Annotated in this window: 25 protein-coding genes; 15 read left to right on the forward strand and 10 right to left on the reverse strand. The window is 64.2% G+C overall.

The features are described 5' to 3' along the window. Window positions 1-108: 108 nt before the first annotated feature. Window positions 109-534 (reverse strand): PaaI family thioesterase, encoded by a 426-nt coding sequence (locus AC0L3C_RS31200; protein WP_473278719.1) that lies wholly within the window; start codon window positions 532-534, stop codon window positions 109-111. Window positions 535-599: 65 nt separating this feature from the next. Here AC0L3C_RS31200 and AC0L3C_RS31205 point away from each other — a divergent pair, with 65 nt between their 5' ends. After that, entirely contained in the window at window positions 600-1,229 is a 630-nt protein-coding gene (locus AC0L3C_RS31205; RefSeq protein ID WP_473266252.1) for an NUDIX hydrolase, read from the forward strand. 70 nt (window positions 1,230-1,299) lie between these two features. Next, window positions 1,300-2,514 carry a hypothetical protein gene (locus AC0L3C_RS31210; protein WP_473409867.1) on the forward strand — a complete coding sequence of 405 codons (1,215 nt, stop codon included), beginning with the start codon at window positions 1,300-1,302 and terminating at the stop codon, window positions 2,512-2,514. Window positions 2,515-2,683: 169 nt separating this feature from the next. Here the strand turns inward: AC0L3C_RS31210 and AC0L3C_RS31215 are convergent, their stop codons facing one another. Continuing rightward, window positions 2,684-2,986, reverse strand: a complete 303-nt coding sequence (locus tag AC0L3C_RS31215; RefSeq protein ID WP_473409868.1) for a hypothetical protein — start codon at window positions 2,984-2,986, stop codon at window positions 2,684-2,686. Between the two features lie 194 nt (window positions 2,987-3,180). Between AC0L3C_RS31215 and AC0L3C_RS31220 the strand changes: the two genes are divergently transcribed. From AC0L3C_RS31220 to AC0L3C_RS31240, 5 genes are all read left to right on the forward strand, one after another. After that, window positions 3,181-3,660, forward strand: a complete 480-nt coding sequence (locus AC0L3C_RS31220) for a hypothetical protein (RefSeq protein WP_473266244.1) — start codon at window positions 3,181-3,183, stop codon at window positions 3,658-3,660. A gap of 163 nt (window positions 3,661-3,823) precedes the next feature. Then, a complete protein-coding gene (locus AC0L3C_RS31225; protein WP_473409869.1) occupies window positions 3,824-4,771 on the forward strand; it encodes a TAXI family TRAP transporter solute-binding subunit in 948 nt (315 codons plus the stop codon). A 156-nt stretch (window positions 4,772-4,927) separates the two neighbouring features. Next, window positions 4,928-7,036, forward strand: a complete 2,109-nt coding sequence (locus AC0L3C_RS31230; protein ID WP_473266239.1) for a TRAP transporter permease — start codon at window positions 4,928-4,930, stop codon at window positions 7,034-7,036. Beyond that, on the forward strand, window positions 6,997-7,410 hold the full coding sequence (locus tag AC0L3C_RS31235; RefSeq protein ID WP_473266251.1) for a DUF1850 domain-containing protein: 414 nt from the start codon (window positions 6,997-6,999) through the stop codon (window positions 7,408-7,410). Before AC0L3C_RS31230 ends, AC0L3C_RS31235 begins: the two co-directional genes overlap by 40 nt. A 90-nt stretch (window positions 7,411-7,500) precedes the next feature. After that, window positions 7,501-8,307: an SDR family NAD(P)-dependent oxidoreductase gene (locus tag AC0L3C_RS31240; RefSeq protein WP_473409870.1), complete on the forward strand. Its 807-nt coding sequence runs from the start codon at window positions 7,501-7,503 to the stop codon at window positions 8,305-8,307. A 132-nt stretch (window positions 8,308-8,439) separates the two neighbouring features. On the opposite strand, the gene AC0L3C_RS31245 is transcribed toward AC0L3C_RS31240, so the two are convergent. Then, window positions 8,440-8,562, reverse strand: coding sequence for a hypothetical protein (locus AC0L3C_RS31245; protein ID WP_473278712.1), 123 nt, complete (start codon window positions 8,560-8,562; stop codon window positions 8,440-8,442). Between the two features lie 34 nt (window positions 8,563-8,596). Continuing rightward, the gene (locus AC0L3C_RS31250; RefSeq protein ID WP_473409871.1) at window positions 8,597-10,141 is read right to left on the reverse strand and encodes a cation:proton antiporter; all 1,545 of its coding nucleotides are present in this window, start codon (window positions 10,139-10,141) and stop codon (window positions 8,597-8,599) included. A gap of 141 nt (window positions 10,142-10,282) precedes the next feature. Here AC0L3C_RS31250 and AC0L3C_RS31255 point away from each other — a divergent pair, with 141 nt between their 5' ends. The 5 genes from AC0L3C_RS31255 (at window position 10,283) to AC0L3C_RS31275 (ending at window position 15,943) form a co-directional block, all read left to right on the forward strand. Then, window positions 10,283-11,041, forward strand: a complete 759-nt coding sequence (locus tag AC0L3C_RS31255) for a tetratricopeptide repeat protein (RefSeq protein WP_473409872.1) — start codon at window positions 10,283-10,285, stop codon at window positions 11,039-11,041. 115 nt (window positions 11,042-11,156) lie between these two features. Beyond that, the gene (locus AC0L3C_RS31260) at window positions 11,157-12,542 is read left to right on the forward strand and encodes a tetratricopeptide repeat protein (RefSeq protein ID WP_473409886.1); all 1,386 of its coding nucleotides are present in this window, start codon (window positions 11,157-11,159) and stop codon (window positions 12,540-12,542) included. 144 nt (window positions 12,543-12,686) lie between these two features. Next, window positions 12,687-14,621, forward strand: coding sequence for a propionyl-CoA synthetase (locus AC0L3C_RS31265; RefSeq protein WP_473409873.1), 1,935 nt, complete (start codon window positions 12,687-12,689; stop codon window positions 14,619-14,621). Window positions 14,622-14,790: 169 nt separating this feature from the next. Next, window positions 14,791-15,051, forward strand: a complete 261-nt coding sequence (locus AC0L3C_RS31270; protein ID WP_007597509.1) for a hypothetical protein — start codon at window positions 14,791-14,793, stop codon at window positions 15,049-15,051. A 163-nt stretch (window positions 15,052-15,214) separates the two neighbouring features. Next, window positions 15,215-15,943, forward strand: a complete 729-nt coding sequence (locus AC0L3C_RS31275; protein ID WP_473409874.1) for an OmpW/AlkL family protein — start codon at window positions 15,215-15,217, stop codon at window positions 15,941-15,943. 105 nt (window positions 15,944-16,048) lie between these two features. Here the strand turns inward: AC0L3C_RS31275 and AC0L3C_RS31280 are convergent, their stop codons facing one another. After that, the gene (locus AC0L3C_RS31280; protein ID WP_007597507.1) at window positions 16,049-16,744 is read right to left on the reverse strand and encodes a DUF1013 domain-containing protein; all 696 of its coding nucleotides are present in this window, start codon (window positions 16,742-16,744) and stop codon (window positions 16,049-16,051) included. 253 nt (window positions 16,745-16,997) lie between these two features. Here AC0L3C_RS31280 and ispH point away from each other — a divergent pair, with 253 nt between their 5' ends. Genes ispH through rnhA form a run of 3 tightly spaced genes read left to right on the forward strand, consistent with a single transcriptional unit; the run spans window position 16,998 to window position 19,417 of the window. After that, window positions 16,998-17,966, forward strand: coding sequence for a 4-hydroxy-3-methylbut-2-enyl diphosphate reductase (gene ispH, locus AC0L3C_RS31285; RefSeq protein WP_473409875.1), 969 nt, complete (start codon window positions 16,998-17,000; stop codon window positions 17,964-17,966). A gap of 6 nt (window positions 17,967-17,972) precedes the next feature. Further along, window positions 17,973-18,956: a homoserine kinase gene (locus AC0L3C_RS31290; RefSeq protein ID WP_473409876.1), complete on the forward strand. Its 984-nt coding sequence runs from the start codon at window positions 17,973-17,975 to the stop codon at window positions 18,954-18,956. Beyond that, entirely contained in the window at window positions 18,953-19,417 is a 465-nt protein-coding gene (gene rnhA / locus AC0L3C_RS31295; RefSeq protein ID WP_270165637.1) for a ribonuclease HI, read from the forward strand. The genes AC0L3C_RS31290 and rnhA overlap by 4 nt, the downstream gene beginning before the upstream one ends. A 162-nt stretch (window positions 19,418-19,579) precedes the next feature. On the opposite strand, the gene AC0L3C_RS31300 is transcribed toward rnhA, so the two are convergent. From AC0L3C_RS31300 to AC0L3C_RS31320, 5 genes are all read right to left on the reverse strand, one after another. After that, window positions 19,580-20,065, reverse strand: coding sequence for a peroxiredoxin (locus AC0L3C_RS31300; protein WP_007597501.1), 486 nt, complete (start codon window positions 20,063-20,065; stop codon window positions 19,580-19,582). A gap of 119 nt (window positions 20,066-20,184) precedes the next feature. After that, window positions 20,185-20,739 carry a DUF924 family protein gene (locus AC0L3C_RS31305; protein WP_473278706.1) on the reverse strand — a complete coding sequence of 185 codons (555 nt, stop codon included), beginning with the start codon at window positions 20,737-20,739 and terminating at the stop codon, window positions 20,185-20,187. A gap of 15 nt (window positions 20,740-20,754) precedes the next feature. Further along, on the reverse strand, window positions 20,755-22,440 hold the full coding sequence (locus tag AC0L3C_RS31310; protein WP_473278704.1) for a long-chain-fatty-acid--CoA ligase: 1,686 nt from the start codon (window positions 22,438-22,440) through the stop codon (window positions 20,755-20,757). A 189-nt stretch (window positions 22,441-22,629) separates the two neighbouring features. Further along, window positions 22,630-24,078, reverse strand: a complete 1,449-nt coding sequence (locus AC0L3C_RS31315; protein WP_473409877.1) for a D-alanyl-D-alanine carboxypeptidase family protein — start codon at window positions 24,076-24,078, stop codon at window positions 22,630-22,632. Window positions 24,079-24,280: 202 nt separating this feature from the next. Beyond that, window positions 24,281-26,077, reverse strand: a complete 1,797-nt coding sequence (locus AC0L3C_RS31320; protein ID WP_473266220.1) for a glucan ABC transporter ATP-binding protein/ permease — start codon at window positions 26,075-26,077, stop codon at window positions 24,281-24,283. Window positions 26,078-26,125 lie beyond the last annotated feature (48 nt).

Consider the following 26,125-nt stretch of genomic DNA (forward strand, 5'->3'; position numbering starts at 1 on the left):
GCGAGCGCAGCGAAGCAATCCCTGAGCGTCGTCCCGGCCTAGTGCGCAATTGCGCACGGGGGGCCGGGACGACGGCGGAATTTGTGGAGCGCAGTGAACGCAGCACCGCTACCCCGGCCCCTTCAAGATCTTGAACACACCATTGGCCATCACCACGCAGCGGCCGTCCACGCTGACCTCCGTGCTCATGAAGATCAGGCTGCGCGTCGAGCGCACCACGCGCGGGCGTGAAATCAGGATGTCGCCGATCTGGCCGGCTTCGACGAAATGAGTGTCGAGCTGCACCGTCGCCATGAACTCCTTGCCGGAGACGTAGCGGGCGGTCATGCCGCAGGTACGGTCCGCGAACGTCATCATCACGCCGCCCTGGACCATGCCGCGGCGGTTGTGGTGCTTGTCCTCGGTTGCAAGTGCGAATTCGTATTGGCCGTCGACCTTGCGCTCCCACAATGGGCCGATCAGGTGCATGAAGCCCGTGGTCTCCAGGATGGTCCAGCCGTCTGCTTTCAGCCTTGCGGCTGCCTTGTTGGTCATGTCGTCCATTCCTGAGCGCGTCGTGCGATCTCATTTCATCGGGGCCGGACGTGGTGTAGTCAAGCATCATGAGACCGTTCGACGATGCCACACGGCGGAATATCGCGGCTGCCTGCGCGGCCTTCACGCGGTTGCCGGAGGACGAGGTGCCAGCGGTGTTGAAGCGCGCCGCGGTGGCAATTGCGCTGACCGCGGCCAGCGAGGGCGATGACACGGCGTTGCTGCTCACGCTGCGCGCATCGCATCTGCGCGCCCATCGAGGTCAATGGGCCTTGCCCGGCGGACGCTGCGATGCCGGCGAGACGCCGGTCGAGGCGGCGCTACGCGAACTCGACGAGGAGCTTGGCCTTCACCTGACCGGCGTGGAGGTGCTCGGCACGCTCGATGATTATCCGACCCGCTCCGGCTATCTGATCACCCCGGTCGTGGTCTGGGCCGCCGATAGTGCCGCGATCAAACCGAACCCGGACGAGGTCGCCTCCGTTCATCGCATCGCGCTTGCGACGGTCGAGCGCGAAGATGCGTTCGATTTCGTCGCGATCCCCGAGAGCACGCGCCGTGTGATCCGCTTCCATCATCAGTCGAGCCTGATCCACGCACCGACGGCGGCGTTGATCTACCAGTTTCGCGAAGTGCTGGCAGGACGGCACACCCGCGTCAGCGAGCTGGAACAGCCGGTGTTCGCCTGGAAGTGACGGGAGGGGCGAAAACGAGGTAAACGACGTGTTAACGTGACGGTTACCGGATGCCTGCTAAGAGGGCAGCATGCATCAATCGATTCGAAATGCCGTGAGACTGGTTCCACTCGCGCTCGTCCTGCTCGCGCCTGCCGCGCGCGGTGGCGAATCCGACGCGCTTCCCCCGGCCGTCCGCAATGCCAAAGCCCAGCTGTTGTCGCAGTTTTTCGCGCAAGGCGGTGTGTCGCCCGCCATGCTCGAATATCGCCGCAAGCTGCAGGAGTATCAGGCCGCGCGTGCTGCGTTCGACGAGGAAGCCGGCGCCTATTGGAGCCAGATCTCCGAGAAACGGAAAGGCCGCAACGCCAAGCGGCGCAATGGGCAGCAGGTCACGCTCGACGATTACGTGCTGGAGCATCCACCGCTCTATAACGGGCCGAAACGGCCGGTGAATCCGGAGCCGGAGGAAACCCCGGACCGCCCGACGAAAAAGCAGATCCCCGTGGTCGCCGATCTGCTGCGCGCGGTGCAGGAACTCTATCAGTTCACGCCGCAGCGGCCGTCCAGCGAAGTCGAGTTCAAGCGCGTCTATGCACGCTACGCGCTGGCCTCGGGGCTGACGCGCGAGCAGGCGGTGCGGGTCTATGCGTTCGAGACCGGCGGCACCGGCAGTTACGACGTGCAGGCGGGAATCGAGCATGGCGGCAAGCGCGCCATTTCGACTGCGATGGGTTACAACCAGCTGCTGACGACCAACAGCGTCGAGCTGCTGGCCGAGCAAGGCCATGAATTCATCCGCGCGCTCTCCGACAAGGTCGCGAGGGCCTCTGGCCCCGCGCGCCAGACGCTTGAGCACAAGCTTACCGTCCTGAAGAAGATGGTGGCGCATGCCAAATCGGTGCCCGACACCTGGTCGGAGCATGAGAAGATCGGCAACACCGCGCAGGGCTGGGCCATGCATGCCATGGTGCTCGACATCGATATCGGGCCGATGCTGCAGACTCACAAGCTGCTGACGTCGGTGCTGTTCGCGCGTGCCAAGGGCTATAGCCGCCCGCTCAGCGCGGCCGAGCTCGAGATGATGAACCTCACCGGCGACGGCACCGGCCTCGACATGGTGACGATGCCGCAGGCGATGCGCGAGCAGGTGCCGACCTCGAACTTCTTCCAGCGCGGCGGCTACGAGCGCAACCCGGTCGCGATCCGCCACAACACGGTGGCGAAGCTGCTGGCGGTGACGGATACGAGGATGGACAGCAACAGCAACAACGCCGGCGCGCGGGAGCTGGCGGGAGCGTTTTAGACATTCGCCCTGCCATATCTTCCACTGTCATGCCCCGGCTTGACCGGGGCATCCAGTACGCTGCGGCCTCTCGATTCAAGCACGCGATCTGTGGAATACTGGATCGTCCGCTTGCGCGGACGATGACGCCGAGCGCGCCGCGGCGCTCTCGCCCAGCTGACCGCCGCCGCTACTGATCCGACCCGAACCTGAACTTGCCGTCGCCTTCCAGGTACGGGCCGCTGCGCATGTAGAGCTGACCGTTGTGGCCGAGGAAGAACAGCGTGCCCTTTGGCACCTTCTTGGCGCCTTTCAGAAGTTCGCCGGCATTGCTGGTGCCCATCTTGTAGGAAAAGGTCTTGCCGTCCTTGTCATAGGCGTAGCCGGTGTCGGGCTTGAGCTCCCAAGGTGTTGCAACGGTCTGCGCCAATGCGGGCGCAGCGAACGCGACGAGCACGGCCGTAACCAAAAAAGTCTTTGTTGAAAATGCCATTACCCTATCCTCCCCATCGAGGCTCCCGGTTTGAACAAATCACGAACGGCGCTTCCAGGTCAATTTGCGAAAGCGCCGCAGCGCTTCACGTCTTGCCGAGCAGTTTGTGATTTTCCCTTCGTCCCCGCGCGACTATGTTCCGCTTTCCGTCTAGAACGCAATTCGACAAAAACATTGGGTAGGGGATGATTCGAATGAACCTCGTCATGAAAGCTTGCTGGGCCGCCGGCCTGATGCTGACGGCGCTCGCGCCGGCCGCCCGGGCCGATGATTACCAGCTCAGCCACAACCAGAGGATTTCGTGCAGCCGCGGCCTTGCCCCGGGCAAGCTGAACACCGCGACCTGCAAGTCCTACACCTATCTCTTCAACACCAAGACCTCGGAATATTTCCGCTGCCAGGTCTCGCTGGCGCTGACCCGCGACAACAAGGAAGTCATCAACGTCCAGACCGACGGCGCCTGCACCAAGAAGCCGCGCATTTTCGACACCGACGGCCATTACGATTTCGACGCCACCGAGACCGAGCCGCCGAACACCAATTCGTTCTTCGGCCCAGGCGGCTACTCGGTCTGGGCTGCCGACGTCGGCGCGCAGAAAGTCCGCGGCTGCATCATCATCTCCTCCGGCCTCGGCTCCGACATCTCCAAATGCCTGGACATGACCTTCCAGTGAGGGGCTGACCGACCTGGCTGCGCCACCTCGCCACACCCTGCCGAGTTCCCCAAAAATCGAGCCAGGACAGCCATTTACCGCAGTCCTGTTTTGACTTTTGGATGGGTTGACCCGCACCCCTCATCCGGCCAACTTCCCGGCCGGTTTGGGGAGTGGAAAGATCATGAAACGGACGATTTTCGGCGTGACCGCGGCTCTTGCTCTGGCGGCGTCGGCACCTTGCGCGCAGGCGCAATCCTTCATCAACGTGCTGACCGGCGGCACCTCCGGCGTCTACTATCCGCTCGGGGTCGCGATCGGGAAGATCTACGGTGACAAGATTCCGAACGTGAAGACGCAGGTGCAGGCCACCAAGGCGTCGGTCGAGAATCTGATCCTGCTCCAACAAGGGCGCGGCGAGCTGGCGTTCACGCTGGGCGACTCGCTGAAAGCGGCCTGGGACGGCGAAGAGGAGGCGGGCTTCAAGTCCAAGCTCGACAAGCTCAGGACCATCGGCGCGATCTATCCGAACTACATCCAGATCGTGGCGACCGCCGAGAGCGGCATCAAGACGCTGGCGGACCTCAAGGGCAAGAGCCTGTCGGTCGGCGCGCCGAAATCGGGCACGGAGCTCAATTCGCGCGCGATCCTGGCGGCGGCCGGCATGAGCTACAAGGATCTCGGCAAGGTCGAGTATCTGCCGTTTGCCGAATCCGTCGATCTCATGAAGAACCGCCAGCTCGGCGCGACGCTGCAATCGGCCGGCCTCGGCGTGGCCTCGCTGAAGGATCTGTCGACCTCAAGCCCGATCACGGTGGTATCGGTGCCGAAGGAGACCGTCGACAAGATCGGCCTGCCCTTCATCGCGGCGACCATTCCCGCCAACACCTATACCGGGCAGGACAAGGACGTGCCGACCGCGGCCGTGGTCAACTACCTCGTCACCAGCTCGGCGGTCTCGGACGATCTCGCCTACCAGATGACAAAACTGGTCTACGAGTCGCTGCCCGAGCTCGCCAACGCGCATGCGGCCGGCAAGGAGATCAAGCTCGAGACGGCCGCCAGCGGCAGCCCGGTTCCGCTGCACCCCGGCGCGATCCGCTATTACAAGGAAAAAGGGCTGATCAAGTAATCAGTTCTCGTTATCGGGCGTCATGGCCGGGCTTGTCCCGGCCATCCACGTTCCAGGAGCAGGCGAGAAAGTCCGTGGATGCCGGGACAAGCCCGGGCATGACGGTCTGGAGGCGTCGTGCAATGTTATAAGCGCTGGACGGTTGGGGTCATATCGATGTTGCAGGCAGAAGGCAGCGAAGCGCCCATCAAGGTCGAGTTCGACAATTTCGAGCACGGTTTCCCGGAAGGCTTTGGCCCGGGCTGGTGGGGCACGCTCGCGTACTGGATCGGCATCGCCTTCGCGACCTTCCAGCTTTATGTGGCGGCCTTCAACTATCTGCCGAGCCAGGTGGTGCGCGGCGTCCATGTCGGCTTCCTCATTCTCCTTACTTTCGGTCTGATCGGCAATTTCACCGCCAAAAGCGATTTCGGCCGCGCGATCGGCTGGCTGATCGGCGGCGCCGGCTTTCTGTGCGGGCTCTATCAATGGATCTTCTATGCGGATCTGATCGCACGTGACGGCGATCCGACGCGCCTCGATCTCGTGGTCGGCACGCTGCTTGCCGTCCTGATCTTCGAGGGCACGCGGCGGCTGATGGGCGCGGCGCTCCCGCTGATGTGCGGCGCCTGTCTCGTCTACTGGTTCTTCGGGCAGTATCTGCCATCGCCGCTCAACCATCGCGGTTACGATTTCGACCAGATCATTACGCATCTCTCCTTCGGCACCGAAGGCTTTTACGGCGTGCCGATCTACGTCTCGGCGACCTATATCTTCCTGTTCATCCTGTTCGGCTCGTTCCTGGAGCGCGCCGGCATGATCCAGCTCTTCACCGACGTTTCTCTTGGATTGTTCGGCAGGACCCGCGGCGGCCCCGCCAAGGTCGCGGTGTTCGCCTCGGGCATGATGGGCACGATCTCGGGCTCCGGCGTCGCCAACGTCGTCACCGTCGGCCAGTTCACGATTCCGCTGATGATCAGGTTCGGCTATCGCCGCGCGTTCGCGGCCGGCGTCGAGGCCACAGCCTCGATGGGCGGGCAGATCATGCCGCCGGTGATGGGCGCGGTCGCCTTCATCATGGCGGAGACGCTCGGCGTCCAATATTCGGAGATCGTGAAAGCGGCCGCGATTCCCGCGATGCTCTATTTCGCCTCCGCCTTCTGGATGGTGCATCTGGAGGCCGGCAAGCACGGCCTCACGGGCATGAAGAAGTCGGAGACCCCGAGCGCCTGGAAGGCGCTGGTGAAGGGTTGGTACCTGGTGCTGCCGCTCGCGGCCCTCGTCTACATGCTGTTCGAAGGCTTTACGCCGCTCTATGCCGGCAGCATGGGCCTCGCGCTCACAGTGGGGTTGATCCTCGGCACCGCTATCACGACGGGCGCGTCTTCGATTGCCGTCCGCTATGTCTTCTGGATCGGGCTCGCGCTCGTCGTCGCTGCGCTCTCGCGCGACGGCCTTCAGATCGTGCCAGTCGCCTGTGTCGTCGTCGCGTTGATCGTGATCACTGCGTTCGTGCGCGGCGGATTTTCCGCCCTGCGCGCCTGCCGCGATGCGCTGGCCGAAAGCGCGAAATCCGCCATCACCGTCGGCATGGCCTGCGCTATCGTTGGCGTCATCATCGGCATGATGTCGCAGACCGGCGTCGGCACCATCTTCGGCGGCTGGGTGATCGGCCTCGGCGAGAAGAGCCTGTTCCTGGCGCTGATCATGACCATGCTGCTGTCGATCCTGCTCGGCACCGGCATCCCGACCATCCCGACCTACATCATCACGGCCGCGCTCGCGGCGCCCGCGCTGGCGAAACTCGGCGTGCCCCTGATCGCGAGCCATATGTTCGCGTTCTACTACGGCATCATGGCCGACCTCTCGCCGCCGGTCGCACTGGCGGCGTTAGCCGCGGCACCGATTGCGAAGGAGAATCCTGACAAGATCGGCTGGGAGGCGATGCGCATCGCGCTCGCCGGCTACGTCATCCCCTTCATTTTCGTCTATTCGCCGGCGCTGATGCTGCAGGCCGGCGACCCCATGGCCGCCAAGCTCGGCTTCTACGGCGCGGTGGCGCTGGCGGCCTTGAAGGCGCTGGTGGCGATCGCCCTGTTCGGCATGGTCGCGATCGGATTCCTGTTCACGCGCCTGACGTTCCTCGAACGTTTGGTCGCGCTCGGTGCCGCGGTCTGCCTGCTCGGCGATTTTCCGTTCAGCGACACCGCAGGCTTCCTGCTTGCCGCGGCGATCGTGCTGTGGCAGTGGCGGCGGCGTCCGCCGGCGCCGGTCGAGGCGGTGTGAGCCTCTGCTTCGTCACAGCCTCAGGCGTGAAGGCGCTGGCGCTGTCCGCGTTCACGCTGGTGTGGACGCATTCGATCGCGAAGGTCGACTGGCAGGAAGACTGGCGCGTCACCCCGGCCGGGCTCGAACTGGTGCAGGCGCGCGTGAAGGGCACCGGCCCCGGCATGGAGCCGCCGCCCGAGGCGCGCCTCGTCGACGGCTGGTTTCAATGGAGGCCCGCGCGCGCGCCGATGCCGGAGGTCGTGCTGGGCAATTCGGGCGCGGCTGGCGAATGGCGGCTCTGCCATGACGGCAAGTGCCGGACGTTGTCCGAGATTGTCGGTCATCCCATTGGTGCTAACGTCACAAAGATGAGTGTCTGCAAAGATCCGTAGCCTGGATGGAGCGAAGCGTAGTCCGGGGCCGCCGTTCCCGGATTACGCTTCGCTCCATCCAGGCTACAAGAAAAACACGGGAGAAACGCGATGGATCGGCTCAAGGGCAAGGTTGCGATGGTGGTGGGCGCCGGCTCGATCGGACCCGGTTGGGGCAACGGAAAGGCCACGGCGGTCACCTTTGCGCGCGAGGGCGCGCAGGTGTTTTGCGTCGATCGCAACGGCGCGGCCGCCGAGGAGACCGCGAAGATCATCACCGGCGAAGGCGGCCGGGCGACTGCCTTCACTGCTGACGTATCTCGCGCGAGCGAGGTCGAGGCGATGGTCGCGGCGTGCCTGAAGGCCTATGGCCGCATCGACGTGCTCGACAACAATGTCGGCATCGCCGAGATGGGCAGCGTTGTCGAAGTGACCGAGGAGAGCTGGGACCGCGTCTTCAGCGTCAATCTCAAGAGCGCCTATTTCGCCATGAAGCACGTCATCCCCGTGATGGTGAAGCAGGGCGGCGGCTCCATCATCAACATCTCGTCGATCGCCTCGATCCGCCACATGGGCATCTCCTACGTCACCTACGGCACCTCCAAGGCGGCGATGAACCAGATGACGCGCACCACTGCGATCGAATTCGCGCGCCACCATGTCCGCGTCAACGCGATCCTGCCCGGTCTGATGAAGACGCCGATGGTGGAGCATTCCGCCGGTCTCGCCGCCAGTTACGCCAAGGGCGACGTCGAAGCGATGTGGCGCGCGCGCGATGCGCAAGTGCCGATGGGCCACATGGGCGACGCCTTCGACGTCGCCAACGCCGCGCTGTTCCTGGCCTCGGACGAAGCGAAATATGTGACGGGGATCGAGCTCGTGGTGGACGGCGGGATCACGTGCAAGGCGGGGGCGTAGCTCCTTGCTCGTCGCCCTGGCGAAAGCCAGGGCCCATTACCACAAGGCTCGGTTTGGCGAAGGCTGCCGGCTCCAGCCTCTGTCAACAATTCGCATTCGGGGTGATGGGTCCTGGCTTTCGCCAGGACGACATTACTGCGCCAGCGCCAGAATCCCGCCGGCGAACGAATGCCATGCTGCCGTTTTGCTGATCGGCCAGTTCAGCACCTTCGCCGCCAGCATCGCGAGCGTGCCGGTGATGTAGACCGGGTGCACGCGGCCTTCGGTGCGCCAGTCGGGGATGGCGGATTTAACCCCCTGCGCTCAATTCTGCGCGATCGAGCTCTTCCTCGATCCGATGGAACGCATCGTCGCCGATCACCTCGGTTGCCCGGAGGTCGAAGATCGACTTGCGCGCGGCCTCAATGGCGCGGCGGCGCAGCGGATCGGCCGGCAATTCGCCGTTGGTGATGCCGCCATGGGGATCGTCGTCGGCCTGCATCAGGATGGCGCGATATTCGAGCCGCAGGATTTCCGCTTCCTCCGACGGATCGTCCTCGATCGCATCGAGCGCCGCGCGATAGGCGACGGCGCGGGCGCGCGCGACCTCGATGCCGACGGGATCGTCGTCCTTGAGGCCGAACGCCAGGATCAGCGGCCGCAGCGTCAGGCCCTGCACGATTAGCGTGCCGAGCACGACCGCGAACGCCGAGAAGACGATGAAGTCACGATGCGGAAAGTTTTCCGGCAAGGCAAAGGCGGTGGCGAGCGTGACGAGGCCGCGCATGCCACACCAGGAGATGATGAGGCCGCCCTTGGCCGAGGCGACCTGCTTCGGGTCCTTGGGGTGATAGATCCCGTGCGCCACCAGCGTGCGCAGCGTCGTCCGGTAGAACGTGATCCAGGCCAGCCGGACCAGGACCACGGTGAGCAGGATCCAGGCCGCGGCCATGCAATATTCCCAGCGCACGTCCGCGTTCAGCCGTGTCCAGATCGGCCGCATCTGCATGCCGATCAGCATGAAGGCGAGCACGTTGAGCACGAACACCATGGTCTCCCACACCGCATAGGAAGGTACACGCAGCCGCGCAGGCATGCGTGCCCCCGCCGTGCGCGCGATGGTGATGGCGTAGACCACGATGGTGAGGATGCCGGAGAGGCCGAGATGTTCGGCGGCAATCCAGACCATGAAGGTGGTGGCGAACTGCACGATGATCGCGCTCGGCGCTTCCTTCACGCGTTCCATGAACAGCGGGATGATGCGGCCAGCGACCAGCCCCGCGACGACGCTGCCGACCAGCGCCAGCGCCATGGTCGGCGCGACCTGATTCCATGTCAGATGTTCCGTGGCGACCGCACCAACGGCGATGCGATAGATCAAAAGCGCGGTCGCATCGTTGAGCAGGCTCTCGCCTTCCAGGACCTTGACCATGCGGTAGGGCAGTTTCACCTGGCTCAGGATCGCGACCGCAGCGGCCGCGTCGGGCGGGGCCACGATGGCGCCGAGCGCAACCGCGGCGGCCCAGGGCATGTCAGGCATCAGCCGGTGCGCTGCGTAGGCCACAGCGGCCGTGGTCAGGCCGACGGCGGCGACCACCAGAGTGGAGACCGGAACCCAATTGTTGCGGAGATCGCGCAGCGAGGTGTCGAATGCGGCATCGAGCAGGACCGGTGCGACAAAAAGAGCCAGTGCCAGGTCGGGCTCCAGCGTCCAGGACGGGCTCGAGGGCACAAAGGCGATCAGCGCGCCCCCGATCGCGAGAAAGGTCGGATAGGGGACCTTGATCCGCCGCGCCAGCGCCGATAATCCAACGGCGCCGAGCAGAAGCACGATGATCCATTCGAATGTCGACACGTTGATCCCCGAAACCGATTTGAGCGGCGCCGCAAGCTAGCACCAATCCGGCCGTATGATGGATAGTGCGGCCGCAAGGCAAGACCTCAACCCGGACCTTAACTCAAGATTGAAACCCAAGATTTGCCGACTGTGACGAGCATGCGTTTTCTCATTCAATGGTCCGGCGCCGCGGTGATCATCGCGCTCTCGTTCGTCGTGGCTCATGCCGCGACCGGCGGCGAACCGGCCGCGGTCCCGCAGGTCGACATCGCGCCGTGCCTCGCGGCTGCCGCAGCCGACGACATCGACAAGGCCGCCCCGGCCTGCTCCGCCGTGATCGACAACGAGAAGACGGCGAAGGCTGACCTGATCAAGGCGCTGATCGCGCGTGGCGCGCTTTTTGCCCGGCGCGATCAGGTCGATCGTGCGATCGCCGACGACAGCCGCGCCCTGGAGCTCGATTCCGGTCTCGCGGATATCTTCAACGCGCGGGGCGAGCTCTGGCTGAGGAAGGGTGACAAGCCCAAGGCGGTGCAGGATTTCGGCGCGGCATTGAAGATCGATCCGAACCACGAGAAGGCCAAGGCCAATCACAAGGCGATGGCGCGCGAAATCGAGCGGATCGGCGCGCAGATGGCGGTCGCGGGCAAGCCCAGCTTCATTTGCAAGAGTGCGCGCCGCCCCGTCGAGAAGGCGATCTGTGCCAACCGCGAGCTCGCCGACCTCGACCGTGAGATTTTTGCGTCCCATGCCCGCGCGCTGCGTGAAGTCCGCAATGCAGGCGAAGCGAAGGCGCTGCAGCGCGAGCAGGACGATTTCATCGCCCGCCGCAACGCCGGGTTCGGCCGGCCCGGCTACGATCTGAAGAAGGCGATGCAGGAGCGGCTGCAGCGGCTGAACGGGGTGGACGGGTATTGAGGCTTTAAGGCCTCGGCAGCGTCATGGCCGGGCTTGCGCCCTGACTGGCTCAATTTGAACCCATCGCCTCCCCGCCGCGACAATGGAGAAAGTCCTCGTCCCGGAGCCCTATGCCATGTGCGGCACGCATCCTTCCGCGCAAATGCTCTTGTTTGCAAAAATCTCGCTTCGCTCGCTCCTGCTCAGCGCGGCAATGAGCGTCGTCCTCGTCGCCCCTGCTTCGGCCGGCGTCGATTGCGTGATGGGCAGCAAGGCCGCACCGGCTGAGCTGATCCCGGCCTGCAGCGCCACCATTGACCAGGCCTCAAATCCATCCTCCGATCGCGCCGCGGCATTGCTGGTGCGCGCCGACGCCAATGCGCGGACTTCGGGCGGCCTCACGCAGGCGCTGCGAGATATCGATCGCGCCATTGCGCTCGATGACAAGAACGCAAAAGCCTGGCGCCTGCGGGGCGATCTCCTCCGGGAGGCCGGCGGCGATCTCAACCGCGCCGCTGCGGACCTCAGCAAGGCCATCGAGCTCGATCCGCAGGATTCGGAATCCTATGAGCTGCGCGGCGTCGTCTACACCAACCAGCGCCGGCTCGATCGCGCGCTTGCCGATTACGACCAGGCGATCAAGCTGAAGCCTGACAATGCACAGGCCTGGTCAGACCGCGGCGTGACCTATTATCTCGGCGGCGACAACGAGAAGGCGATCCGCGATCTCAGCGAGGCGTTGCGGCTCGATCCGAACCGGCCGCGCAGCTACACCAATCGCGGCGCCGCCTACAAGAAGCTTGGCCAACTCGACAAATCGGTTGCCGACGACGGCGAGGCGATCAGGCTCGATCCGAAGGTGCCTGAATATTACGACAATCGCGGGCTGTCGCTGGCCGCGATGGGCGAGTACGACAAGGCGATTGCCGATTACGATCAGGCACTCCGGCTGGCACCGCGGCCGAACTTCTTCACCAACCGCGGCGATTCCTACCACCTCAAGGGCGAGCTTGGCGCGGCGCTGAGCGATTACGAGGCCGCACTGAAACTCGATCCGAATTTCGCGCAGACCTACAATAACCGCGCCGTGCTCTACAAGAAGATGGGCGAGCGCAAGAAGGCGCTGGCCGACTACGAGACCGCGCTGCGGCTCGATCCCGGCAATGACAACGCCGCCGCCGGCCGCCGCGCTATGATCGCGGAGATTGCGAAATTCGGCGGCGAGCCGCTGCGGCCGCTCGCTGCGAATTCCGGCAATGGCCCGTCGTTCGATTGTGCCACTGCGAAGCGCGAGGTCGAGAAGGTGATTTGTGCCGATCCGCAGCTGGGTGTGCTCGATCGTCAGATCGCCGAGACCTACGAGCGCGTGCTGAAATCGGCCGGGTCCCGCTCGGCCGGCGACCTCCGTCGCACCCAGCGCGACTTCCTCGCCACCCGCAATACGAGCTTCGGCCGCCCCGGCTATGATCTGAGGAAGGTCATGCAGGACCGCCTGCAGCGGCTGAACGCGATGGATAGCTGAGCATTGTTCTTTTCAGCTTGAACCGCGGCCCGTTCCCGGGAAAATAACCCTCAAACAAGGCTGGTCCTTGATCCCTGTCATGGCGGGACGTTTGTCCTGCCACAAGGTCAGGGCCGGGCGAATAAAGGGAACGGGAGCGCAGGAATGAACGTCCGAGGAAACGTCCAAGGAAACATCGACGGAAAGAGCCTCTATCACGAGGTTTATGCGCGCTCGCTGGCCGACCCTGAGGGCTTTTGGGCCGAGGCGGCCAAGGAGATCGACTGGATCGAGCCACCGAAAAAGATCTTCGATCCCTTGCAGGGCGTCTACGGCCGCTGGTTCAGTGGTGGCGTCGTCAACACCTGCTACAACGCGCTCGACCGCCACGTCGAACGCGGCCGCGCCGACCAGATCGCGCTGATCCATGATTCGCCACTGGCAAATAGCGTCACCAAATTCACCTACGCCGAACTGCTGGCCGAAGTGCAGGCGCTCGCCGCCATCATGCAGGATTTTGGTGTCGCCAAGGGCGATCGCGTCATCCTCTATATGCCGATGGTACCGGAGGCCGTCGTCGCCATGCTCGCCTGCGCGCGCATTGGCGCGGTGCACTCCGTGGTGTTCGGCGGCTTTGCCGCGAAAGAGCTCGCCACCCGCATCGACGATGCGCAGCCAAAGTTGATCCTGTCGGCGAGCTGCGGCATCGAGCCCGGCCGGATCGTGCAGTACAAGCCGCTGCTCGACGAGGCGATCAGGCTTGCGGGCGCAAAGCCGAAGGCCTGCATCGTGCTGCAACGTCCGCAGTTCGTCTGCGCCCTCACGCCCGGCCGCGACTATGATTGGGCGGGCCTGCGCCGCAAGGCGATGAACGACGGCAAGCAGGCGCCTTGCGTGCCCGTCGCCGCTACCGATCCGCTCTACATCCTCTATACGTCAGGCACGACCGGCATTCCCAAGGGGGTCGTGCGCGATAATGGCGGCCATCTCGTCGCGGTGAAATGGTCCATGTTCAACCTTTATGGCGTCAAGCCGGGCGAGATCTGGTGGTGCGGCTCCGACATCGGCTGGGTGGTCGGCCACAGCTACATCGTCTACGGCCCGCTGCTGCACGGCGCGACCTCGATCATGTATGAGGGCAAGCCGGTCGGCACGCCCGATGCAGGCGCGTTCTGGCGCGTGATCAGCGAGCACAAGGCGGTCGCCTTCTTCACTGCGCCGACCGCGTTCCGCGCGATCCGGAAAGAAGATCCGGAAGGAAAATTCATCCGGCAGTACGACCTCTCGACGTTCCGCACGCTGTTCCTGGCCGGCGAGCGCGCCGATCCGCCGACGGTGGAATGGGCGGAGCAGCAGTTGAAGGTGCCGGTCATCGACCATTGGTGGCAGACCGAGACCGGCTGGTGCATCGCCGGCAATCCGGTCGGCTTGGGCCAGCTGCCGGTGAAGCATGGCTCGCCGACGGTGCCGATGCCGGGTTACCAGGTCGACGTGGTCGACGAAGCGGCAAAGCCGGTCGGCCGGAACACCATGGGCTCGATTGTCATCAAGCTTCCGATGCCGCCGGGCTGCCTGCCGACATTGTGGAATCAGGACGAACGTTTCAAGGAAGCCTATCTCACCGAATTCCCCGGCTACTACAAAACTTCGGATGCCGGCTACAAGGACGAAGACGGCTATGTCTTCGTCATGGGCCGCACCGACGACATCATCAATGTCGCCGGCCATCGGCTCTCCACCGGCGGCATGGAGGAGATCCTGGCTTCGCATCCCGATGTCGCCGAATGCGCTGTGCTTGGTGTCAAGGACGCGATCAAGGGCGAGGTCCCCTGCGGCTTCCTGGTGCTCAAGGCCGGTGTGAAGCGGGCTCCCGCCGAGATCGAGAAGGAGATCATTGCGCTGGTGCGCGACAAGCTCGGTCCCGTTGCCGCGTTCAAGCTCGCCATCACCGTCGGCCGCCTGCCCAAGACGCGCTCCGGAAAGATCTTGCGCGGCACCATCAAGAAGATCGCAGATGGTGAAGCCTGGACCATGCCGGCGACGATCGAGGACCCCAAGGTGCTCGACGAGATCGGCGATGCGCTGAAGGGGCGGGTGTGAAGTTTGCAATGGGGCTTGAATAGGCCGCATTTTTCCGCTCAATCCTCATCCTGAGGAGCGCGCCTGGCGCGCGTCTCGAAGGATGAAAGGCCCCGCTGTTGCCGCTTGGCCTGCATGGTTCGAGACGCCCGCTGCGCGGGCTCCTCACCATGAGGATGAAAGGCCTGCCATGAATTCGAAGCCGTTTCTAGCGATTGCATTTGCGGGCCTCATTCTCTCCGCCTGCTCCGCGCGCTACCAGACGCCGGTGGCGATGGGCGGCGATGATGACGACGCGGTCTGCCAGAGCCGCGGCTATGCGGCTGGCTCCCCGGAATACGTGGCCTGCCGCAAGGACCGCGACGTCCAGCGCAGCGCTGCGACCACCCGCGCCGACCGCCGCCAGCGCGACCTCGGCGAATACATGCTGAACCATCCGGACCGGCCATGATGTAAGCTGCGGCATTATCCTGCCGCGACACATCTGCAACGCCGCAGCCAAATCGCAATCGCATTTGTCCTGATTTGATCGGCATCAAATCCTTCACCATCGCCTTTCTGCTCTGACGCTGATGTCGCGCAACGAAGCGCGCATGTGGCTGAAGGGGAATGCAATGGACGGTATGATAAGAAACGTGGCGCGGCTCGCGGCGCTAGGTGCGGCGCTGGCGTGGGCTCTTGCCTCGGCACAGGCCGCCGATTTGCCGATCTATAAAAAGACGCCGCCGCCGGTAGAAGCCTTCAATCCCTGGATGGTACGTTTGCGGGTACTAGGCGTGTTGCCGGATGCCGGCGGCTCGACCGTCAATGTCGCCGGCGCTCCGTCGCTGTCGTCGCCGAATTCGGGCCTCTCGATCAGCGATCAGGTCGTGCCTGAGCTCGACATCAGCTATTTCTTCACCAGGAACATCGCGGCCGAGCTGATCCTCGGCGTGACCCGGCATTCGATCAGCGGCACCGGTTCGCTCGCAAATCTGCCGATCGGCAAGACCACGCTGCTGCCGCCGACGCTGACCCTGCAATATCACTTCGACAATTTCGGCGCGTTCAAACCATATGTAGGCGCCGGCGTGAACTACACCGTGTTCTTCAACAATGCCGCAGCCAACACGCCGGCCGCGATCGTCGCCACTGCCACGAGCCTGCATGTCAGCAACGCCTTCGGTGGCGCGGTGCAGTTCGGCTTCGACTACATGCTCGATCGGCACTGGGGCCTCAACGTCGACGTCAAGAAGCTCTGGTTGCGGCCGGACTATTCGGCGACGGTCAGTGGTCTGCCGGTTACCGGCACCGCGCATATCGACCCGTGGCTGGTCGGCGGTGGTCTGACGTATAAGTTCTGAAGTTTGGCGGGAGCACGCTGCCGCGCGACCGCGGACAGTCACAAACAAAAACGCGGCGGGTTGGCCCGCCGCGTTCGGATGCGATGATGAACGGGGAGCGAAGGATTACTCCTCCTCCTGGTCCTGCTTCTTGCCGCCGAGCGTCTTCAGCTTGGCGAACACGGCATCGACGTTGAGATCGTCGCTGGATCTCTCCGCGGGTTCGTACTCGTCCTTCTTGGTGGTTTCGGAGGCCGGCAGCAGGGTGGCGCCGCCATAGGCCGCGTCGATCGGCTTTTCCTTGGCCGCGCGCGCGACCTCGAAATCGAGCTCGATCTGCGAGCAGAGGCCGAGGGTGACGGGATCAATCGGCGTCAGCTGGGAGGTGTTCCAGTGGGTGCGATCGCGGACACTGGCGATCGTGCTCTTGGTCGTGCCGACCAGGCGCATGATCTGGGCGTCCTTGAGCTCGGGATGGTTGCGGAGCAGCCAGAGGATGGCGCTCGGGCGTTCGTGGCGGCGCGAGACCGGGGTGTAACGCGGGCCCTTGCGCTTGGGCTGCGGCGGCAGCACCACCTTGCTCTCCTGGAGGCGGAGCCGGTAGTCCGGGTTGTTCTCGCCCTTCTCGATCTCCTCGCGGGTCAGCTGGCCATTGGAAAGGGGATCCATGCCCTTGATGCCCTGGGCGGCGTCGCCATCGGCGATCGCGCGCACCTCGAGAGGGTGCATTTTGGTGAAATCGGCGACCTGATCGAAGGTCAGCGCGGTGTTGTCGAGCAGCCAGACGGCGGTCGCCTTGGGCATCAGAGGTGCGTTGCTCATGGCAAATCTCCTTTGTGCTTCGCCCACCCCTTTGGAGGCGAAACCGGTGGTCATCAGCGATGACTGGGAATTCGGGCTATATAAGCCCGGAGGGGGTAGCCACGCAATGGTTCTGCTATAGATAGTGCCTTGACAGCGCCCGAAAGGGGGCCCAATTCCCTCTGAAGTCCCTGTAAGACCGTACCCAAGCCCTATTCATCCATCGACCGCTGCCCGCCCATTTGGCGAGGTGATTCGGTCCCGAGATCGCTCAATGTCAGCCAAACCAGACCTCAAGATCGTGCTTTGTTCTCCCCGTGGCTTCTGCGCCGGGGTGGTCCGGGCGATCGACACCGTGGAACGGGCGCTCGATAAATACGGCGCCCCCGTCTATGTTCGCCATGAGATTGTGCACAATAAATACGTCGTCGATGGGTTGAAGAAAAAGGGCGCGATCTTCGTCGAGGAACTCGCCGAGATCCCGGAGAACACCACCGCGCCGGTGGTGTTCTCGGCCCACGGCGTGCCGAAATCGGTTCCGGCCGACGCCACCTCCCGCAATTTGTTCTCGCTCGATGCGACCTGCCCCCTGGTCACCAAGGTGCACCGCGAGGCCGCGATCCATTTCAAGCGCGGCCGCGAGATCTTCCTGATCGGCCATTCCCATCATCCGGAGGTGGTGGGCACGCTCGGCCAGCTCCCGACCGGCGCCGTGACCCTGATCGAGACTGCCGAGGACGCGAAGACCATCGCCCCGAAGGACCCGAACAACCTCGCCTTCGTGACCCAGACCACGCTGTCGATCGACGACACTGCGGAGATCGTGGCGCTGCTGAAGGAACGCTTCCCGAACATCAACGGGCCGCACAAGGAAGATATCTGCTACGCCACCACCAACCGCCAGCTCGCGGTGAAGAAGGTGGCGCCGGTGGTCGACGCCCTGATCGTGGTCGGTGCGCCGAACTCGTCGAATTCGCAGCGTCTGCGCGAAGTCGCCGAACGCGAGGGCTGCCCGATCGCCGTGCTGGCGCAGCGCGCCACCGAAATCGACTGGAAGCGGTTCGAGAACATCACCACCCTGGGCATCACCGCGGGCGCCTCGGCCCCGGAAGTGATCGTCGAGGAGATCATGGACGCGTTCGCCGAGCGCTTCACTCTGCATGTGGAGACGGTCTCGGCCGCGGAAGAGAACGAATTCTTCCCGCTGCCGCGCCAGGTGCGCCCCGAAGCCGCCGCCGAGTAGACCTTCATGGCGGTCTACACCGACGTTGCCGCCGACGAGCTTGCGGACTTCCTCAATCAATACGATCTCGGCGAGTTGCTCTCCTACAAGGGCATCGCCGAGGGTGTCGAAAATTCCAACTTCCTGCTCCATACGACCAAGGGATCGTTCATCCTCACGCTTTATGAGAAGCGCGTGGCGAAGAACGATCTGCCGTTCTTCCTCGCGCTGATGACGCATCTGGCCGAGCACGGCGTCAGCTGCCCGCTGCCCGTGAAGGGAACGGACGGCGAGGCGCTGCGCGAGCTGTCGGGCCGGCCGGCCGCGATCATCACCTTTCTCGAAGGCGTCTGGCCGCGCAAGCCGAACGCGGCCCATTGCGCCGGCGTCGGCGAGGGGCTCGCCAGGTTGCATCTGGCCGGTGCGAATTTCGCGATCAGGCGTGCGAACGCGCTGTCGGTCCCCGGCTGGCGGCCGCTGTTCGATGCGGCGTCACACCGGGCCGACGAGGTGCAGCCCGGCCTGCGCGCGTTCCTTAGCCACGAGCTCGACTACCTCGAGAGCGGGGTCTGGCCGACGCAGCTGCCCGAAGGCGTGATCCACGCCGACCTGTTCAACGACAACGTCTTCTTCCTCGGCGACAAGCTGTCGGGGATCATCGATTTCACTTTCGCCTGCAATGATATGCTGGCTTATGATGTCGCGATCTGCCTCAACGCTTGGTGCTTCGAGCCGGATCATTCCTTCAACGTCACCAAGGCACGGGCCTTCCTCAATGCCTATGGCCGCGTGAGAAAGCTGTCCGAGGCGGAAGAGGCCGCGCTGCCGCTGCTCGCGCGCGGCGCCGCGATGCGCTTCCTGCTGACGCGGCTGGTCGACTGGCTCAACGTTCCGCCCGGCGCGCTGGTTCGGCCGAAGGATCCGCTGGAATATGTCCGCAAGCTGCGCTTCCACCAGAGCGTTTCCAGCGTGCGCGACTACGGGCTGATGCCGTCGGGGCTGGTGGCGTGAGCGAGCTTCCCAACGTCACGATCTACACCGATGGCGCCTGCTCGGGAAATCCGGGACCCGGCGGCTGGGGCGCGATTCTGAAGTTCGGCGACAAGGAAAAAGAACTGAACGGTGGTGAGCGCCACACCACCAACAACCAGATGGAATTGATGGCGGCGATCTCCGCGTTGGAAGCGCTGAAGAAGCCGTGCACCGTCGATCTCTATACCGACAGCCAATATGTCCGTCAGGGCATCACCGGCTGGATCCACGGCTGGAAGCGCAACGGCTGGCGCACCGCCGACAAGAAGCCGGTGAAGAATGTCGAGCTATGGCAGCGCCTCGATGCTGCACTGAAGGCTCATGACGTGCGGTGGCACTGGGTCAAGGGCCACGCAGGGCATCCCGAGAACGAACGCGCCGATCAGCTCGCGCGCGACGGGATCGTGAAGGCGCGGTTGCAGCAGAGGGTGGCGGAGTAGCGCGCGGTCGGCGCTCCTTATGCTCCGCCGTCATCGCCCGGCTTGACCGGGCGATCCAGTAAGCAGCGGCCTCTCGATTCAACAACAACTGTCTCTGGAATACTGGATGCCCCGCTTTCGCGGGGCATGACAGTGTCGTTTGTGGCTGAAAGCGGTCGCCGCTTACAGCTGTCCCAGCAGCGTATCGCCGCCGGACACTTCGACCTTGCCCGGCATCGCCTCGAGGTTCAGCTTCTTGACCACGCCGTCCTCGACCAGCATCGAATAGCGCTTGGAGCGGATGCCGAGACCGTTGCCGGAGGCGTCGAGCTCCATGCCGATCGCCTTGGCGAAGTCGGCATTGCCGTCGGCGAGGAAGATGGCCTCGTCGCGCTGGTCGGTGTCGCGCTTCCACGCGTTCATGACGAAGGCGTCGTTGACGGAGACGATGGCGATGGTGTCGACGCCCTTGTCCTTCATGGCGTAGGCGTTGAGGAAGATGCTCGGCAGATGCATCTTGTGGCAGGTGCCGGTATAGGCGCCGGGCACCGCGAACAGCGCCACTTTCTTGCCCTTGAAGATATCGTCGGTGGTCTTCACCTGCGGGCCTTCCGCCGTCATCACGCGGAATTTCGCCTCGGGCAGCTTGTCGCCAGTTTGGATCGCCATCGTCAGTCTCCCTGAAAATCGGTCCCGCTTTTTAGACCGTGCGGCGGGCCTGCACAATATTGCCGGCGCCGATAGTGACACGGGAAGCGGTGAGGGCGGGACCCTTCACCGTTATGTCATCAGCCGGCGAACCCGCCGCCGTCGAGGAAGGCCTGCTCGTCCGACGTGGTGTCGCGGCCGAGCAGGCGGTTGCGGTGGGGGAAGCGGCCAAACCGCCGGATGATATCGGCGTGCTCACGCGCGTATTTCAGGTTCTCGGCATTTTCGGTGTTTTGAAACAGCGCGACGCAATGCAACTGGTCGGGCAGGTGCTCGGAATGCATGAAGGGCAGATAGAGGAATTCGAGCAGGACCGGATCGATCCTTTGATCTGCACCCCGCGCAATGGCGCGGCGGGCGACGTCGCGCGCCAGCGCGTCGCTGGCAAAGGCCTGCGCCGTGCCCCGAAACATGTTGCGCGGAAACTGGTCGAGCACGATGACGAGCGCGAGTGCGCCCTCGTCGGTCGCCTCCCATGACGAGAGTTCGCCGGCGACCGTCTTCTGCCACAGGGCGAGAAAGCGGCGCCGGACCTCCGCGTCGAATGCGTCATCGCGCTCGTACCATGCATCGCGGCCGGCCTCGCGCCAGAAGGCGAGGATGCCGGCTGGATTGATGTTGCCGTTGTCAGTCATGAACGAAAGAGGGGCTTACGCCGCCTCCGCCTTCTTCTCGTCGCGCAGCTGCCGGCGCAGGATCTTGCCGACATTGGTCTTCGGCAGGTCGGTGCGGAATTCGATGTGCTTGGGCACCTTGTAGCCCGTCAGCTGCTCCTGGCAGAACTTGACCAGAACCTCCGCCGTGAGGTTCGGGTCCTTCTTGACCACGAACGCCTTCACCGCCTCTCCCGACTTGGAATCGGGAATGCCGATGACGGCGCATTCGAGCACCCCCGGGTTGCTCGCGATCACTTCCTCGATCTCGTTCGGATAGACGTTAAAGCCGGAGACCAGGATCATGTCCTTCTTGCGGTCGACGATCTTGGTGTATCCCCGCTCGTCCATGATGCCGATGTCGCCGGTGCGGAAATAGCCGTCCGCGGTCATCACCTTGGCGGTCTCCTCCGGCCTGTTCCAGTAGCCCGACATCACCTGCGGACCCTTGGCGCAAATCTCGCCGGGCCGGCCGAGCGGCATCTCGTTGCCGTCGTCGTCGCGGATCGAGATCCAGGTCGAGGGCACGGGGATGCCGATGGTGCCGTTGAACTCGGGATCGGTCGTGGTGTTGCATGTCAGCGTCGGAGAGGTCTCCGACAGGCCGTAGCCTTCGGCGATGGAGCAGCCCGTGATCGCCTTCCACTGCTCGGCGACGGGGCGCTGCACCGCCATGCCGCCACCGTTCGAGATCTTCAGCTTGGAGAAATCGAGCTTCTTGAAATCGGGATGGTGCATCAGGCCGTTGTAGAGCGTGTTCACGGCGGGGAAGTTGTTGACCTGGTACTTCGCCAATTCCTTGATGAAGCCCGGGATGTCACGCGGATTGGGGATCAGGAGATTGCAGCCGCCGGCGCGCACCGCGAGCAGGTAGCAGGCCGTCAGCGCGAAGATGTGATAGAGCGGCAGCGCGCAGACGACCATGAGTTGATCGACATGCGGCGGCGCGGCCATCGCCGGCTGCAGCCAGGCGTCGTTCTGCAGGACGTTGGCGACGATGTTGCGATGAAGCAGGGTGGCACCCTTGGACACGCCGGTGGTGCCGCCGGTATATTGCAGGAAGGCGACGTCGCCGGGCGACAGCTTGGGCTTGTTGAAGGCCAGAGAGCGGCCGGCGGAGATCGCGTCGTTGAAGGACACCGCGCCTGGCAGCGACCAGGCCGGCACCATCTTCTTGACGCGGCGGACGACCAGATTGACGATCACGCCCTTGAAGCCGAGCAGGTCGCCCATGCTGCCGACGATGACGTGCTTGACTTGCGTCTTCGCGATCACCTGCTCGACGGTGTGGGCGAAATTCTCCAGCACGATGATGGCTTCGGCGCCGGAATCCTTGAGCTGGTGCTCGAGCTCGCGCGGCGTGTAGAGCGGATTGACATTGACCACCGCGAAACCGGCGCGCAGCACGGCTGCGGTCGCGACCGGATATTGCAGCACGTTCGGCATCATGATCGCGACGCGGGCGCCGCGTTGCAGGCCTCGCCCTTGCAGGTAGGAGGCCATCGCCAGCGACATCTGGTCGAGGTCGCGATAGCTGATCGACTTGTCCATGCAGATGAACGCCTTGCGGTCGGCGAACTTGGCGAAGCTCTCCTCCAGGAGGTCGACCAGCGATGAATATTGCGTCGGCTCGATATCGGCGGGGACGCCGGGCGGATATTGCTTAAGCCAGATGCGCTCCATGGAAACTCCCCTCATTGACCAGAGCCCGTTGTGTCTCGGGCTTGCCTCATTGCCGTCAGTATCGAGCCTGCCGGTACGGGTGGCAAGCGGTCGAGGCTTAGGACAAACGTCAGGGAGTGGCTATCGGAATCCTCGCAAACGGCTTGCCGCAACTGCGAAGTGCGGCGCGGTCTCGCCTCGCGTCCGCCGCTAACTGTTGTTGGCCGGCTTGGGGGGCTTGGTCGCGGCCTTGGGCTTGGCGGGTTTGGCTGCCTGCTCGCCGCTCGCCGCAGGCTTTGTCACCGCATCGGGCTTGGCTGCGGCATGCTTGGCACCGGCCGGCTTGGCTGCGGATTTGCCGTCGGCCGGCTTGGCGGCCGCCGCCGGTTTGGCATCGGGCTTCGCCGCCGCAGTCTTGGCGTCCTTCGGCTTGTCTGCCGCGTCGGGCTTTTTGGCGACGCGCGACTTCTTGCCACGCGGCTTTGGCGTGGCCTGCTGGTCGGCATCGGCCGCGACCGCCGCGATCAGGGCGGTCCCGGTGCGGGTCGGACCGGTATAGACCAGCACGGGCTCGGCCGCCGCCGGGGCCGAGGCCATCAGCTCGGAGGCCTTCATCAGCGGCGGCTGAAGCCCGGCCGTGAAGAAGGTGACCTGGGCTTCGCCGCCCGTGGCCGAGGCGGAGCCGGACGTGCCGCCATTGGTCGCGATCAGCGCGTCGTCATCGTCGCTGGCCGGCCGCTTGCGATGGCCGCCGCACATGTCGTCACGCAGGTTCGGCGGCGAGGCATCGACCGGCACCAGCTTGTCGACGGTGCCGAGCGAGGGGCGGAGCCAGGTGAGATTATCTTGCGAGAAGCCGCGCTCCAGCAGCTGCGCCGCCTTTACCGCGCGCGCGGTGCCGGAGTTGGCGCCCAGCACGACGGCGATCAGCCGGCGGCCGTTGCGAGTGGCCGATGCGACGAGATTGTAGCCGGAGGCGCAGATGAAGCCGGTCTTGAAACCGTCCGCGCCGGGATAGCGGCCGATCAGCTTGTTGAAATTGCCGGTGACGCGCTTGCCGAAGCGGATTGCCGGAATGTGTACGAAATACTCGTACTCGGGCAGGTCGCGCAGGAACGAGCGCGCGAGAATGCCGAGATCTCGCGCGGAGGTGATCTGTCCGTCGGCGGGCAGGCCGTTCGGATTGACGTAGCTCGTCTGCGTCATGCCGAGCTTCTGCGCGGTGTCGTTCATCAGCGCCGAGAAGCCGTCGATCGAACCGCCGACGCCTTCCGCGAGCACGACGGCCATGTCGTTCGCCGACTTCACCATCATCATCTTGAGTGCGTTGTCGACGGTAAGCTGCGTCCCCGGGCGAAAGCCCATCTTCGAAGGCGACTGCGAGGCTGCCGTCGGCGATACAGTGAGCAGTGTGTCGAGTGTGAGCTTGCCGTCCTTGACCGCCTTCAGCGTCACATAGGCGGTCATGATCTTGGTGACGGAAGCCGGATACCAGGGAATGGTCGCGTTTTCGGCCTGCAGCACCTTGCCGCTATCGGCCTCGATCAGGAGCAGCGCTTCGGCATTCGCCGCGCGCGGCGCCAGTAATGCGGCACACGCGAGTCCCGCAGCAAGCAGGTTGAACAGGGATTGACGAAGCAGCGGGCGAAGAGCGTGCACTATCCGATTCCGGTCCTTGGAGACCCGCCGGTTCCGGTCGGCTCTCGTGATCTGATGTTCGGTTCTGAAATCCAGCGCCGCCGCTTGCGGCGCCGCAAACCTATACCGGCTGGTGCCTCGGGAATAGGGGCATCAGCGGGGTATTCCGCAATGAAATGGGCCGAATTTCGACGATATGATGGGGACTTGCTAAGGCGACTTGTTAAGGCGATTTGGCGGCCGTCGCGGCAGCCTCAGCCGCTGTCACGCTGGCCCGTGCGTTCTCCTGAACCATGAACTGAGCCCTGGCGAGGTCGGCGAAATGGCCGCCTTTGGCCACGAGTTCATCAAAAGTTCCGCTTTCGATCACACGCCCGTTCTCGAACACCAGGATCCGCGTGGCATTGCGGATGGTGGAGAGACGATGGGCGATCACGAAGGTGGTGCGGCCCTTCATCACTTCGTCGAGAGCGGTATTCACCTTGGCCTCAGTGACGGCGTCGAGTGCGCTGGTCGCCTCGTCCAGGATCAGGATCGGCGGATCCTTCAGCAGTGCACGGGCGATCGAAAGCCGCTGGCGCTCGCCGCCGGACAGCATGCGGCCGCGCTCGCCGGCATTGGTCTCGAAGCCGCCGCTGCGCTCGATGAATTCGAGCGCCTGCGCGCGCTCCGCCGCCTTGCGCATCTCGGCCTCGGTGGCGTCCGGCTTGCCGACGCGCAAATTCTCCGCGATCGAGCGGTTGAACAGCAGTGCCTCCTGAAAGACCACGCCGATGTTCCGCCGCAGCGAAGTCAGCGTCACCCCGCGCACGTCCATGCCATCGATCCTGATGAAGCCGGACTGCGGATCGAAGGCGCGATGCAGCAGTGCAATCGCGGTGGATTTTCCGGCGCCGGTCGCGCCGACCAGCGCGATGGTCTGGCCGGGAAGCGCGGTGAAGGAGAGGTCCTCGACCGCCGGCCGTTTGCCGTCATAGGAGAAGGTGACGTCGTTGAATTCGACGAGGCCGGAGAGCCGACCCGCATCGATCGCGTCGTGCCGGTCGTGCACCGCAGGCACCGCATCGAGCACGTTGAAGAACTCGCGTAAGCGCGGGGCTTCCATGAACACGTTGTTGATGAAGCTCACGACCTGCTCCAGCTTCTGGATCAGAAGCGTCGCAAAGCTCACGAACATCACGATCTCGCCGACCGAGGTCAGCCCCTGGTCGTGCAGCGCGATGCCGAAAGTGAAGATCGCGAGCACCGTGATCGTGGTGGAGGCCCGCGTGATCACGGTGACGAGCGCCCACCAGGACAGCACCGGCATCTGGGCTGCAAGCAATTGGTCGGCAACGGAGCGCAGGCCCTGCACCTCGGATTCGACGCGGACGAAACTCTGCACCAGCGCGACATTGCCGAGCGCATCCGAAGCGCGTGCGGAGAGCTCGCTGTATTGCTCTTCGACGGCCATCTGCATGCCGAATGTCTTGCGTACCACGAAGGTGGTCAGCGCGGTGAAGACGATGCAGAGCACGAACAGCAGGATTGCAAGCCGCCAGTTCAGGTAGAGCGACAGCGGCAGCAGCACCACGACCGAGAGGATGGCGGCAAAATGCTCGCGGAAGAAGCCCAGCCACAGCCGCCACAGCGCATCGGTGCCGTTGAGCATGACCTTCATCAGCCGGCCCGAATGGGTACCGGAGTGGAAGGTCAGCGGCAGTTGCAGGATGTGCTCGAAATAGTCCGTCAGGACGGCCTGCCGCTGGCGGTGGGAGAGCCGGTCGGCCTGCAACGCTACGAGCGCGCTGCAGGCGATGGTGAACAGTCCGAACGCGACCCAGGCAACCAGGAACGGCCACGCCGAATTGGAGCCTGCGACCGTCTTGCCGGAGAGCACGTCGACAATCCGGCCGAACAGCACCGGTTCGGCGAATTGCGATCCGGCAAGCAGGAGATTGACGATCGCGAGCAGCCAGCCCAGCCGTGCCTCCTTGCCGAGCAGCTCGAGAACGCGGGTGTAGAGGCGGAGAATGGGCATGGGACGACAAGCTCGGGCGGCTGGAACGGAGTGAGCGCATACTCTAAT

This window comes from Bradyrhizobium sp. WSM4872 (assembly GCF_055811715.1).